Below are 12,506 nucleotides of genomic sequence, written 5' to 3'. Positions count from 1 at the left end.
CATGCGATTAGCACGATGTGGCCGCCTGGCGAGGACACGACTGGGTCATGCCCCCTAATGAACCGGCAGAGCGTAAACCCTCTGGGAAGGCCGAGCGTCCCACTGATGTGACCACCGAGACCCTCGTGGCCGACAGGTCGCTGGGGGCGGTGCCCGTCGGTTGGGACGCCGACATGGCCGTGACCGCGCTCTACAGCGCGCATTATCGGTCTCTTGTGCGTCTCGCAGTTTTGCTCGTCCGCGACATGGCAACCGCGGAGGAAGTCGTGCAGGACGCGTTCGTCGCCATCCACGGCGCCTGGCGCCGCCTGCGTGACACCGACAAGGCACTCGCCTACCTGCGCCAATCGGTCGTCAACAGATCACGCTCCGTGCTGCGGCACCGGGCGGTCGTTGAGAAGTACGCGCCGAAGGGCCTGCCCGACGCGCCGAGCGCCGAGAACGGCGCCATCGGCGAACTGGAGAGGTCCGCCGTCATCGAGGCGCTTCGCGGCCTGCCCGCCCGGCAGCGGGAGGCCCTGGTTCTGCGGTACTACGGTGACCTGTCGGAAGCGCAGATCGCCCACGCGATGGGCATCAGCAAAGGCGCGGTCAAGAGTCACACGGCTCGCGGCATGGCCGCCCTACGAACCTCACTGGAGCAACTGTCATGACCGACTCCCCCGACGACGAGTACGGCGAGCTTCTCCGCCGTGCCCTGAGCGCGGAGGCGAACTCGGTCGTTCCCTCCCCGGACGGTCTGGAGATCATCCGCGCCCGCATAGAGCGACGCGGGCTCCGCGGGCTGATGTGGTGGCGCGCCGGAGCCTCCGTCGCCGGGGCCGTCCTCGTCGCGGCGGCGGTCGTGGTGGTCGTGCCGCAGTTCCGTCACGACACGAAGCAGGTCCACAGCAACGAGGTCAACTTCACCGTGCCGACGAGCCCGGAGATGTCCGCGACCTCGCGGCCTCCCCTGCGGACCGCCGGGCCGTCCGCCGCCCCGGCCAAGCCGAGCCTCACGCCTCCCGCGCCTCCGGCCGTCTCGAAGTCGGGGACGCCGAGCCCGAAGCCGTCGGCCAAGCCGTCCAGGACTCCCAAGCCGTCACCGTCGCCGTCCTGCGGGACGACCTCTCCCGGCACCACGGTCGAGCCCGAGGAGACGCAGAAGGCGTGCGAGGAGCCGACCGAGACGCCGGCTCCGCCGGAGCCCTCGGAGACGGGCGGCCCCTCCGAGGCCCCCTGCGCGGCCGACGAGTGCCCTCAGGACCCTCAGCGGACCCCGGTGCAGACGGACTCCTCTCCCGCCCCTGCCGCCCGCCCCTGAGGCGTTCGCGCCCCGGCGGACCCGGTCACCAGCGGCCCGTACGGGCCTGTAGCACTGCCGCGGCGGCGACGCCCGCCGTCGAGGTGCGCAGCACCGTCGGTCCGAGCAGCGCCGCCACCGCCCCCGCCTCGCGGAAGGCGGCGATCTCCTCCTCGGTGACGCCGCCCTCGGGACCGACGACCACGACGATGTCTCCGATGTCGCCGTCGGCCCCGGCGGGCAGGGGGATGGTGGACAGCGGCGTGGCGGCCTCCTCGTGCAGCACGACGCCGAGCGCGGCCTCCGCCAGCAGGGTGGCGACCCGGGAGGTCGTGGCGGGTTCGGTCACCTCGGGCAGCAGGAAGCGCCGGGACTGCTTGCCCGCCTCCCGCGCGGTCGAGCGCCAGCGGGCCAGGGACTTGGCCGCGCGCTCGCCCTTCCACTGGGTGACGCACCTGGCGGCGGACCAGGGGACGATCACGTCGACCCCCGCCTCGGTCATCATCTCGACGGCCAGTTCTCCCCTGTCGCCCTTGGGCAGGCCCTGCACGACGACCAGGCGGGGGCGCGGCGGCACGACCTCGTAGCGGCGCAGCACCTCCACCCGGAGCGAGTCCTTGCCCGCGTCACGCACGACGCACTCGGCGACCGTCCCCGCGCCGTCGGTGAGGTCGAGCCGCTCCCCCGTCCGCAGCCGCCGTACGGCAGCCGCGTGGCGGCCCTCGGGGCCGCCGAAGACGAACTCCCGCAGGGCCAGGTCACCCGGCTCCGCCAGGAAGACCGGAACCGTCATCGGCCCTCACAGGCCCCGCGGGCGCCCGCCGGATCAGCGGCCATTGAAGGCGTCCCGCAGGCGGGAGAAGAAGCCCTGCTGACCGGGGGCGAACTTGCCGGGTGGACGCTCCTCGCCGCGGAGCCTGGCCAGCTCGCGCAGGAGCTCCTCCTGAGCCTGGTCGAGACGGGCGGGCGTCTCGACGTTGACGTGGATCAGCAGGTCTCCCCTGCCGGTCTCGTTGAGGCGCTGGATGCCCTTGCCGTACAGCGGGATGGTCTGCCCGGACTGGGTGCCGGGGCGGACGTCCAGCTCCTCGGCGCCGTCGAGTGTCTCCAGCGTCAGGATCGTGCCGAGCGCGGCGGCGGTCATCGGGATCTGCACGGTGCAGTGCAGGTCGTCGCCGCGGCGCTCGAAGGTCTCGTGGGGGCGCTCGACGATCTCCAGGAACAGGTCGCCGGGCGGGCCGCCGCCGGGGCCGATCTCGCCCTCGCCGGCGAGCTGGATGTGGGTGCCGTCCTCGACGCCCGCGGGGATGCGGACCTTGATGGTCCGCCGGGTGCGGACCCGGCCGTCGCCGGAGCACTCCTGGCAGGGGTTGCGGATGATCGAACCGAACCCGCCGCACTGCGGACAGGGACGGGAGGTCATGACCTGGCCGAGGAAGGACCGGGTGACCTGGGAGACCTCGCCGCGCCCGTGGCAGACGTCACAGGTGTCGGGGTGGGTGCCCGCCGCCGCGCCGGAGCCGGTGCAGACCTCGCACAGGATCGCGGTGTCGACCACCAGCTCGCGGGTCGTGCCGAAGGCCGCCTCCCGCAGGTCGAGCTCGACCCTGATGGTGGCGTTGCGGCCCCTGCGGGCCCGCGAGCGGGGACCGCGCCCCGCGCCGCCGCCCGCCGCGCCGAAGAAGGCGTCCATGATGTCGCTGAAGGGGAAGCCGGCGCCGAAGCCTCCGGCGCCCGCGCCGCCCGAGGAGAACGGGTCGGCGCCCATGTCGTACATCTGACGCTTGTTGGGATCGGACAACACCTCGTAGGCCTGGGTGATGTCCTTGAACCGCTCCTGGGTCTCAGGGTCGGGGTTCACATCGGGATGCAGCTCCCTGGCCAGGCGGCGGTAGGCCTTCTTGATCTCCTCCGCGCTGGCGTCGCGCCGCACCCCCAGGGTGCCGTAGTAGTCACTCTTAGTAGCCACTTAGTTGACCTCTTAGGATGCAGCCAGGATCTGGCTGACGTAGCGTGCCACCGCGCGCACCGCGCCCATCGTGACCGGGTAGTCCATACGTGTCGGACCCAGCACACCGAGCCGGGCCAGTTGCTTGCCACCCGAACCGTATCCGGCGGCGACGATGGACGTGCCCTGGAGACCCGTGTAGGGGTTCTCCGAGCCGATGCGCACCGTCAGCGCCGACAGGTCCGAGGTCTCACCGAGCAGGCGCATGAGCACCACCTGCTCCTCCAGGGCCTCCAGCACGTCGCGGAGCCCGACGGTGAAGTCGGCCCCCGCGAGGTTGGCGGCCCCGGCGAAAACGATCTTCTCATCATGCCGGTCCACAAGGGACTCCAGCAGGACCGAAAGGATGGTGGCCGCGACGGGCCTGTCCTCGGCGGGGAGCCGTTCGGGCAGGTCGGCGACCATGTCGGGAACACTGGCCAGCCCGCAGCCGTCCAGGCAGGCGTTGAGCACCGCGCGCAGGTGCGCCACGCGGTTGTCGTCGATGACCTCCTGCAGCTCCACCACGCGCTGCTCGACCCGCCCGGTGTTCGTGATGAGCACGAACATCAGACGGTGCTCGTTCAGCGGGACCAGCTCGACGTGGCGGACCTTGGAGTTGGAGATCGTGGGGTACTGGACCACGGCGACCTGACGGGTCAGCTGGGCCAGCAGCCGTACCGTGCGCATCACGACGTCGTCGAGGTCGACGGCGCCCGCGAGGAAGCTCTCGATGGCCCTCCTCTCCGCGCCGGACAGCGGCTTCACCTGGGAGAGGCGGTCGACGAACAGCCGGTAGCCCTTGTCCGTCGGCACCCGGCCGGCGCTGGTGTGGGGCTGGGCGATGTAGCCCTGCTCCTCCAGCACCGCCATGTCGTTGCGGATGGTCGCGGGAGACACACCCAGGTTGTGACGCTCCGCGAGAGCCTTCGAGCCGACCGGCTCATTGGTGGACACGTAGTCCTCGACGATGGCGCGTAGGACCGCCAGCTTGCGGTCGTCAACCAACGTGCTCACCTCCTACCTGCGCTCGGACGGGAAACGCCAGGTCTGGCACTCGGTGTTCCCGAGTGCCAAGTGTACGGCTCCAGCCCGGGGGGTGCGATAACACGGCACCAGGATGGGCGGGAGCGGGCCCTGGAGCAAGCCATTGTCAAGTCAGCTGCTATCGCTATCCAAGTGGTAAGGGCCACAATTAGGTATATGTCCAATGATTTCGGATCCCCCTCGGGTTACGGCACCCCCCAGCAGCCGTACGGCCAGCCCCACCAGCAGCAACAGCAGTACCAGCAGGGCGGCCCCTCCTTCGGCTACCCGCCCCCGGGATACGGCGCGCCCCAGGGCCCGCCGCCGAAGGTGAAGCCCGGCGTCGGCTGGATCGTCGGCGTGTGGCTGCTCTTCGTGCTGAGCGTGATCATTGGCTTCGTCGGTTTCGCGGGCGGCCTCTTCAACGCGGTCACCGAAGCCGCCCCGACCTCCTCCTTCGGTCCCGACCAGAAGACGACCGTCAGCATCGACCCGGCGAACAAGCCCGCCATCTACGTCGCCGCGGCCAAGGGCACGAACTTCGAGTGCCAGATCGAGGGCGCCCCGGGAACCGTCAAGCTCCAGCGGCCGAGCTTCCAGCAGACCGTCACCGCCGACGGGCAGCTGTGGGAGCTCGCCCTGCGGATCGGGGTGGACAAGGCGGGCGACTACCCGATCACCTGCACCACCTCGGGCGGGGTCGACGCCAAGTTCGGCGTTGGCAAGGAGATCGTGGCCGACTCCGTGATCAGCGGCACGCTGATGCTGTTCGGTGTGCCGGGCATCGGGTTCCTGCTGGCCGTCATCGTGACGATCGTCGTGCTGGTCAAGCGCAGCGGCGCCCGCAAGCGCCAGGCCGCGGCCGCGGCGGCCCAGTGGGGACAGCCCGGAGCCTACGGCAGGTGAGGCCCGCTCTTTGCTACCGTCCCACGTGATCCCCTGCGAGAGGTGGCTGACGGCCGGTGATGTACGAGCGTGACGTGCTGGCGGGAAACTGGCGTCGTCCCCTCAAGGGGAAGATCCCCCAGGTCCCCGCCGAGCCCGACCTGGTCGTCGAGGACGCCGAGAGCGGCTTCTGCGGCGCCGTGGTCGCCTGCGACAAGGAGGCCGTCACCCTGGAGGACCGCTTCGGGCGGCGGCGCCTGTTCCCGCTCGACCCGGCCGCGTTCCTCCTCGAAGGCAGGACGGTGACCCTGGTACGGCCCGCCGCCGCGCCCCCGGGCTCCCGGGGGCCGCAGGGACCGCGCCGCAGCGCCTCCGGCTCCATCGCGGTCGAGGGCCTGCGGGCCCGGACCGCCAGGGAGAGCCGGATCTACGTGGAGGGCGTGCACGACGCCGCGCTGGTCGAGAAGGTCTGGGGACACGACCTGCGCGTCGAGGGCGTCGTGGTCGAGTACCTCGAAGGCGTCGACCACCTCCCCGAGATCGTCGCGGAGTTCGGGCCCGGCCCGGAGCGTCGTCTCGGTGTGCTCGTCGACCATCTGGTCGCCGGGTCCAAGGAGAGCCGGATCGCGGCCGAGGTCTCCTCGCCCCACGTGCTGGTCGCCGGGCACCCGTTCGTGGACGTCTGGCAGGCCGTCAAACCGTCGGCGCTGAGGATTCCCGCCTGGCCCCGGGTACCGCGCGGCCTGCCGTGGAAGGAGGGCGTCATCGCCGCCCTCGGATGGGGCGTCGATCCCGCGGAGGCCTGGCGCCGCATCCTCGGATCGGTCACCACCTACGCCGATCTCGAACCGGAGCTCCTCGGCCCGGTCGAGCGGTTGATCGACTTCGTGACCGACCCCGCCCAGGACGACTGATCCACCCATCGAGGAGATGGCCATGAGCGACAATCCCGAGCAGTTCCCGCACGAGGAGCACCCCCGGCCGGGGTACGGCGCGTGGCCCGGCCCTCAGCCCGGTCCCCCTCCCGGCCCGCCCCCCGGGTCCTACCCCGGACCCCCTCCCGGGCAGGGATACCAGGGGTACCCGCCCCAGGGCGGCTGGCCGTACGGTCACCAGGGGTACGGCGTGCCCGGTTACGGCGGTTACGGCGGGCAGGGCCCGCGTCCGGGCACCGACGACACGACCATGGCGATGCTCGCCCACCTGCTGGGCCTGCTGACCTCGTTCGTCGGCCCGCTGGTGCTCTACCTCGCCAAGCGGGACGAGGCCCCCTACGTGCGGGCTCAGGCGGCCGAGGCGCTGAACTTCCAGCTCACCCTGATGATCGCCTACCTGGTCTCCTGGGTCCTGGCCTTCGTGCTGATCGGCTTCCTGCTGATGCCGCTGGTCTGGATCGGCTCACTCATCCTGATGATCATCGCCGCCGTCGCGGCCAACCGCGGAGAGAGCTACCGTTACCCGCTGAACATCCGGTTCGTGAGCTGAGCTCCGTCCCGGATCAGGTCAGGTCGCGCACCAGGGCGTCGGCCAGCAGGCGTCCCCGCAGCGTGAGAACCGCCCGCCCGGCCTTGAACGGCTCCACCTCGAGCAGGCCGTCCGCCAGGGCCCTGGCGACGACCCTCGGCCTGTCCAGCTCGCGAAGCGGGAAGCCCGCGGAGAGTCTCAGCTCCAGCATCAGGCGCTCGACCGCCCTGTCCTGCGAGGTGAGCACCTCACGGGCGTGCGCGGGCGAGGTACCGGAGGTCAGGCGCTGGGCGTAGGCCGCCGGATGCTTGACGTTCCACCACCGGGTGCCCCCGACGTGGCTGTGCGCCCCGGGGCCGACCCCCCACCAGTCGCCGCCGGTCCAGTACAGCAGGTTGTGCCTGCAGCGCGCCGCCTCCGAGGTGGCCCAGTTGGACACCTCGTACCACTCGAACCCGGCCTCGGCGAGCATGCCGTCGGCGATGAGATAGCGGTCGGCGGCCACGTCGTCGTCCGGCATCGGCAGCTCACCGCGCCGGATCCTGGCCGCCAGCCTGGTGCCGTCCTCCACGATCAGCGAGTAGGCCGACACGTGGTCGGGCCCCGCCTCGATCGCCGCGGCCACCGAGGCCCGCCAGTCGTCGTCGCTCTCCCCCGGCGTGCTGTAGATCAGGTCCAGGTTGACGTGCTCGAACCCCGCCGCGCGGGCCTCCGCGACGGCCTGGGCCGGGCGGCCGGGGGTGTGCGCCCGTTCGAGAACCCGCAGCACGTGCTCACGGGCGCTCTGCATGCCGAAGCTCATCCGGGTGAACCCGCCGCCGCGCAGCTCCTCGAGGTAGGCCGGGCCGACCGACTCGGGATTGGCCTCGGTGGTCACCTCGGCGCCAGGGGCGAGGCCGAACTCCTCCCCGATCACCTTCAGGATTCCGACCAGGTCGGCCGCGGGCAGCAGGGTGGGGGTGCCGCCGCCGAAGAAGACGGTCTGGACCGGCAGGTCGACCTCTCCGAGGTTGGCGCGTGCCCGCCGTACCTCCCTGACCGCGGTGCGCGCGTAGTCCTCGCGGGAGGCGCCGGGGCCCAGCTCCGAGGCGGTGTAGGTGTTGAAGTCGCAGTAGCCGCACCGGGTCACGCAGAAGGGGACGTGGACGTAGAAGCCGAAGGGCCGCTCCCCCAGGTCGTGGAGCGCGCTCTCCGGCAGGTCGCCCGAGGGGGGTACCGGATCGCCGTCGGGAAGTGTGGATGGCACGTGACCAAGTCTGCCGCCCCGGACGCGGTGCCCGGTACGCCGGATCCGGCCAGACCGTTGACGGGTAGATCGCCCAGGTCTACGATCCGGGAAAACTTAAAGGAAAGTTTCCTATAAGTTCCACCCCCCAAGGCCCCCCAGGCAACGTGGAGAAGCCCGTGCAGAGACTCCTCCGGAACACGCTCGCCGCGGTCCTGGCCGCCGGTCTCGCGGCCACCGCCGCTCCGGCGCCCGCCCAGGCCCAGACCAACACCGGCCACGGTGACCGCTTCAAGCGGGTCGCCTACTTCATCCAGTGGGGCGTCTACGGACGCAACTACCACGTCAAGGACATGGAGACCAGCGGCGCGGCGGCGAAACTGACCCACATCAACTACGCCTTCGGGTCCGTCAGCGCCGAGGGCACGTGCGTCTCCTCGGACGCCTGGGCCGACTGGCAGCGACCGGTACCCGCCGAGCAGAGCGTGGACGGCGTCGCCGACGCCCCAGGCCAGGCCCTGAACGGCAACCTGAACCAGCTCAAGAAGCTCAAGGCCAAGCACCCCGGCCTCAAGGCGCTGATCTCCCTCGGCGGCTGGAGCGGCTCGAAGTACTTCTCCGACGCCGTCCTCACCGAGCAGAGCCGCGCCAAGCTGGCCGCCTCCTGCATCGACCTGTGGCTTCGCGGCAATCTGCCCGATACCGCGGCCGGCACCGGGGCGGGCGTGTTCGACGGCATCGACCTCGACTGGGAGTGGCCCGGCAGCGCGGGCAACGAGGGCAACGTCATCAGGCCCGAGGACAAGCACAACTTCACGCTGTTCACCACCGAGCTGCGCCGCCAGCTCAACCAGTACGACCGGCGCAGTGAGCTGACGGCCTTCCTGCCCGCGGGCGGACCGAAGATCGACGCGGGCTTCGAGGTCCGCGACGTCTTCAAGAACCTCACCTTCGCCACCATCCAGGGCTACGACCTGCGTGGCTCGTGGGACCCGATCACCGGTCACAACGGCAACCTGTTCACCGACCGGCGCGACCCCAACACGGTGAAGTACAGCGTCGAGCAGACGGTGCGCGACTACCTGAACCGCGGCGCCTCCGCGAAGAAGATCGTGGTCGGCATCCCCGCGTACGGCCAGGGCTGGACCGGCGTGACCGCGGGCGGCAACGGCCTGTTCAAGCCCGCGACCGGCCCCGCGCAGGGCACCTGGGCCGCGGGTACCGACGACTACAAGAACCTGGTCAAGAAGCCCGGCAAGCGCTACCGCGACGTGCTGACCGGCGCCAACTGGCTCTACGACGGCAACGAGTTCTGGTCCTACGACGACCCGGCCACGGTGCTCCAGAAGGCGGCCTACATCCGCCTGCGGGGCCTGGGCGGTTCGATGATGTGGTCCATCGACCAGGACGACGACAAGGCGTCCCTCACCTCGGCGCTCTACAAGGTCCTGCGCTGAGTCTCCCCTGAACCGGGCGGGGCCGGCGATCCTGGGTCATCGGCCGCCCCGCCCGCACCACCCCGCCACGCCCCCGTCCGCGCTCCTCGCGGGCGGGGGCGTCGCGTTTCACTTCTTCGTCTTGTCCGCGGAGGAGGACTCGGTGGACAGCGCGGCGACGAAGGCCTCCTGGGGGACCTCGACGCGGCCGACCATCTTCATCCGCTTCTTGCCCTCCTTCTGCTTCTCCAGCAGCTTGCGCTTACGGGAGATGTCGCCGCCGTAGCACTTGGCGAGCACGTCCTTGCGGATGGCGCGGATGTTCTCCCTGGCGATGACCCGGGCGCCGATGGCGGCCTGGATCGGCACCTCGAACTGCTGCCTCGGGATCAGCTCGCGGAGCTTCTTGGCCATCTCGACGCCGTAGGAGTAGGCCTTGTCCTTGTGGACGATGGCGCTGAAGGCGTCGACCGCCTCGCCCTGGAGCAGGATGTCGACCTTGACCAGCTCGGACTCCTGCTCGCCCGAGGGCTCGTAGTCGAGCGAGGCGTAGCCGCGCGTGCGGGACTTGAGCTGGTCGAAGAAGTCGAAGATGATCTCGCCGAGCGGCATGGTGTAACGGATCTCGACCCGGTCCTCGGACAGGTAGTCCATGCCCTGCAGATTGCCTCTGCGGTTCTGGCACAGCTCCATGATGGCGCCGATGAACTCGGAGGGGACCAGCACGGTCGCCTTGACCATCGGCTCGAAGACCTTGTCCACCTTGCCCGTGGGGAACTCCGAGGGGTTGGTGACCGTGAACTCCTTGGCGTCCTCCATGATCACCCGGTAGATCACGTTGGGCGCGGTGGAGATGAGGGAGAGGTTGAACTCGCGCTCAAGACGCTCCCTGACGATCTCCATGTGGAGCAGGCCGAGGAAGCCGCAGCGGAAGCCGAAGCCGAGCGCCGCCGAGGTCTCCGGCTCGTAGACCAGGGCCGCGTCGTTGAGCTGCAGCTTGTCCAGCGCCTCGCGGAGCTCGGGGTAGTCGTCGCCGTCGATCGGGTAGAGGCCGGAGAACACCATCGGCTTGGGGTGCTCGTAACCGCTGAGCGGCTCCGCGGCGGGCTGCGCGCCCGAGGTGACGGTGTCACCCACCCGCGACTGGCGCACGTCCTTCACGCCGGTGATCAGGTAGCCCACCTCACCGACGCCGAGGCCCTTGTCCGCGATCTTGGGCTCGGGGGAGATGACGCCGATCTCCAGGGTCTCGTGGGTGGCGCCGCTGGACATCATCAGGATGCGCTCGCGCTTGCCCAGGTGGCCGTCCATGACCCGGACGTAGGTGACCACGCCGCGGTAGGTGTCGTAGACGGAGTCGAAGATCAGCGCGCGGGCGGGGGCGGCGGCCTCGCCGACCGGGGCGGGGACCCGCTCGACGACGTGGTCGAGCAGCTCCCTGACGCCGACGCCGGTCTTGCCGGACACCTTCAGGACGTCCTCGGGCTCACAGCCGATGAGGTGGGCGATCTCCGCGGCGTACTTCTCCGGCTGGGCGGCCGGGAGGTCGATCTTGTTGAGCACCGGGATGATCGTCATGTCGTTGTTCATGGCCAGGTAGAGGTTGGCCAGCGTCTGCGCCTCGATGCCCTGCGCGGCGTCGACCAGCAGGATCGCGCCCTCGCACGCCTGCAGGGAACGGGAGACCTCGTAGGTGAAGTCGACGTGCCCGGGGGTGTCGATCATGTTGAGGACGTAGTCGGCGCCGTCGACCTGCCACGGCAGCCTGACCGCCTGCGACTTGATCGTGATGCCGCGCTCGCGCTCGATGTCCATCCGGTCGAGATACTGGGCGCGCATGGAGCGTTCGTCGACCACGCCGGTGATCTGCAACATGCGGTCGGCAAGCGTTGACTTGCCATGGTCGATGTGCGCGATGATGCAGAAGTTGCGGATCACCGCGGGATCGGTCTGGCCAGGCTGAATGCGCACCGGTGTCCGTTTCGACGGGATTGACGACGATCTACGGCTGGCATACCAGCCGTTCTCCATGGTGACATGTCCGGGTGATTACCCGGACCAGAGCACGACGCGGCCTGCGCCTTCTCGTGGCGGTCGCGGCCGTGCTCCTTGTGCTGCCCGGGGTGGCGGCGGCCACCCTCACGATCCAGTTTACCGGGACGCCCGCCCCCTGGGCGAAGAGCACGGGCCATGACGCCCTGTGGCTCGGTCACATGTGGGTGGACGGCCGCAAGGACGCCGCCGACGTCAAGGCCCTGGCCGTACGGCTGCGCGGCACCGGGATCAAGGACCTGTACGTCCATTCGGGCCCGTTCGGCCTCGACGGCGCGCTCTCCCCGGAGAAGTACTCCGGGGCCGCCGCCTTCCTCAAGGAGATCCACGCGCGACTTCCCGGCGTCCGGGTCTCGGCGTGGCTGGGGCAGAAGGTGAACGGCCGCCTCAGCCTCGGCGACACGGCCGCGCGCCAGCGGGTGCTCGACGGCGCCCGCGCGGTCATGGCCGTGGGCTACGACGGCGTGCACTACGACTTCGAACCGGTCGGGGACGGCGACGCCGGCTTCCTCGACCTGCTCGACCGGACCCGCCAGATCGTCGGCAAGGATCTGCTCTCCGTCTCGACGCCCCAGATCGAGCCGTTCCCGTTCACCCGGCCCGTCGCGCGCCTGGCCATCGGCCACGACAAGTACTGGTCCCCGGCCTACTTCAGGGATGTGGCCTCCCGTGCCGACCAGGTGGCCATCATGACCTACGACTCCTACTACCCCTCCACGATCCTCTACGGCGGCCACGTCGTACGGCAGGGCACCCTGGCGCTCGGCCTCGTGCCGGACGACAAGACGGTGCTGATCGGCGCTCCCGCCTACCACGACCACGGCGTGGTCTGGGGGGACGCGGCGGAGAGCGTCGCGACGGCGGCCGAGGGCGCCAGACTGGCGCTGACCTCGCACGGGACCCGCCGGGAGCGGTTCGGGCTGGCGCTCTACGTGGACTTCACCGCCACGCCCGAGGACTGGAAGGAGTATGAGGACTCCTGGTTCAACCCCTGAAACCACCGGGCCCTCCTTGCAGACCGGCGGCTCCGGCGGCGGTGCGCGCACACGGCCGAGGGCGGACACGGTAAGCTGGGTGAACACTCCTACGCCCAGGTTGTCGATTTGAGCGACCACCCGGGTGATTGGTAGCCTATTCAACTGCGTGTGG

General features: G+C 70.3%; 12 protein-coding genes. 7 read left to right on the top strand and 5 right to left on the bottom strand.

Annotation, left to right across the window (positions count from 1 at the left end):
* Positions 1-173: 173 nt before the first annotated feature.
* A complete protein-coding gene (locus ACFYY8_RS21710; protein WP_184719763.1) occupies positions 174-653 on the top strand; it encodes a SigE family RNA polymerase sigma factor in 480 nt (159 codons plus the stop codon).
* A complete protein-coding gene (locus tag ACFYY8_RS21705) occupies positions 650-1,303 on the top strand; it encodes a hypothetical protein (protein ID WP_390043526.1) in 654 nt (217 codons plus the stop codon). Before ACFYY8_RS21710 ends, ACFYY8_RS21705 begins: the two co-directional genes overlap by 4 nt.
* Before the next feature lie 25 nt (positions 1,304-1,328).
* Here ACFYY8_RS21705 and ACFYY8_RS21700 read toward each other — a convergent pair whose 3' ends face one another.
* Genes ACFYY8_RS21700 through hrcA form a run of 3 tightly spaced genes read right to left on the bottom strand, consistent with a single transcriptional unit; the run spans position 1,329 to position 4,277 of the window.
* A complete protein-coding gene (locus ACFYY8_RS21700) occupies positions 1,329-2,075 on the bottom strand; it encodes a 16S rRNA (uracil(1498)-N(3))-methyltransferase (RefSeq protein ID WP_390043524.1) in 747 nt (248 codons plus the stop codon).
* Between the two features lie 33 nt (positions 2,076-2,108).
* The gene (gene dnaJ / locus ACFYY8_RS21695) at positions 2,109-3,251 is read right to left on the bottom strand and encodes a molecular chaperone DnaJ (protein ID WP_352008600.1); all 1,143 of its coding nucleotides are present in this window, start codon (positions 3,249-3,251) and stop codon (positions 2,109-2,111) included.
* A 12-nt stretch (positions 3,252-3,263) separates the two neighbouring features.
* Positions 3,264-4,277, bottom strand: coding sequence for a heat-inducible transcriptional repressor HrcA (gene hrcA, locus ACFYY8_RS21690; RefSeq protein WP_352009440.1), 1,014 nt, complete (start codon positions 4,275-4,277; stop codon positions 3,264-3,266).
* A 195-nt stretch (positions 4,278-4,472) separates the two neighbouring features.
* Between hrcA and ACFYY8_RS21685 the strand changes: the two genes are divergently transcribed.
* Genes ACFYY8_RS21685 through ACFYY8_RS21675 form a run of 3 tightly spaced genes read left to right on the top strand, consistent with a single transcriptional unit; the run spans position 4,473 to position 6,665 of the window.
* Entirely contained in the window at positions 4,473-5,201 is a 729-nt protein-coding gene (locus tag ACFYY8_RS21685) for a hypothetical protein (protein ID WP_390043522.1), read from the top strand.
* A 59-nt stretch (positions 5,202-5,260) separates the two neighbouring features.
* Entirely contained in the window at positions 5,261-6,094 is an 834-nt protein-coding gene (locus ACFYY8_RS21680; protein WP_390043520.1) for a DUF3097 domain-containing protein, read from the top strand.
* 22 nt (positions 6,095-6,116) lie between these two features.
* Positions 6,117-6,665, top strand: coding sequence for a DUF4870 domain-containing protein (locus tag ACFYY8_RS21675; RefSeq protein WP_390043518.1), 549 nt, complete (start codon positions 6,117-6,119; stop codon positions 6,663-6,665).
* A gap of 13 nt (positions 6,666-6,678) precedes the next feature.
* Here ACFYY8_RS21675 and hemW read toward each other — a convergent pair whose 3' ends face one another.
* Positions 6,679-7,890: a radical SAM family heme chaperone HemW gene (gene hemW / locus ACFYY8_RS21670; RefSeq protein ID WP_390043516.1), complete on the bottom strand. Its 1,212-nt coding sequence runs from the start codon at positions 7,888-7,890 to the stop codon at positions 6,679-6,681.
* A gap of 158 nt (positions 7,891-8,048) precedes the next feature.
* Between hemW and ACFYY8_RS21665 the strand changes: the two genes are divergently transcribed.
* Positions 8,049-9,326: a glycoside hydrolase family 18 protein gene (locus ACFYY8_RS21665; RefSeq protein ID WP_390043514.1), complete on the top strand. Its 1,278-nt coding sequence runs from the start codon at positions 8,049-8,051 to the stop codon at positions 9,324-9,326.
* 108 nt (positions 9,327-9,434) lie between these two features.
* On the opposite strand, the gene lepA is transcribed toward ACFYY8_RS21665, so the two are convergent.
* Positions 9,435-11,276: a translation elongation factor 4 gene (lepA, locus tag ACFYY8_RS21660; protein WP_390043512.1), complete on the bottom strand. Its 1,842-nt coding sequence runs from the start codon at positions 11,274-11,276 to the stop codon at positions 9,435-9,437.
* Between the two features lie 74 nt (positions 11,277-11,350).
* Here lepA and ACFYY8_RS21655 point away from each other — a divergent pair, with 74 nt between their 5' ends.
* On the top strand, positions 11,351-12,352 hold the full coding sequence (locus ACFYY8_RS21655) for a hypothetical protein (protein WP_390043510.1): 1,002 nt from the start codon (positions 11,351-11,353) through the stop codon (positions 12,350-12,352).
* Positions 12,353-12,506 lie beyond the last annotated feature (154 nt).

It is taken from the genome of Streptosporangium sp. NPDC001559 (genome assembly GCF_042893955.1).
Classification (GTDB): Bacteria; Actinomycetota; Actinomycetes; order Streptosporangiales; family Streptosporangiaceae; genus Streptosporangium.
Note: the sequence above shows the minus strand (reverse complement) of the source record. Positions and strands in the feature narration are given on the sequence as shown.

What these genes read in the sequence shown, in the direction of transcription:
- ACFYY8_RS21700 (WP_390043524.1), bottom strand. Translation starts at nt 2,075, where the DNA reads ATGACGGTTCCGGTCTTCCTGGCGGAGCCGGGTGACCTGGCCCTGCGG.
- ACFYY8_RS21680 (WP_390043520.1), top strand. Translation starts at nt 5,261, where the DNA reads ATGTACGAGCGTGACGTGCTGGCGGGAAACTGGCGTCGTCCCCTCAAG.
- ACFYY8_RS21675 (WP_390043518.1), top strand. Translation starts at nt 6,117, where the DNA reads ATGAGCGACAATCCCGAGCAGTTCCCGCACGAGGAGCACCCCCGGCCG.
- ACFYY8_RS21685 (WP_390043522.1), top strand. Translation starts at nt 4,473, where the DNA reads ATGTCCAATGATTTCGGATCCCCCTCGGGTTACGGCACCCCCCAGCAG.
- ACFYY8_RS21705 (WP_390043526.1), top strand. Translation starts at nt 650, where the DNA reads ATGACCGACTCCCCCGACGACGAGTACGGCGAGCTTCTCCGCCGTGCC.
- ACFYY8_RS21710 (WP_184719763.1), top strand. Translation starts at nt 174, where the DNA reads ATGGCCGTGACCGCGCTCTACAGCGCGCATTATCGGTCTCTTGTGCGT.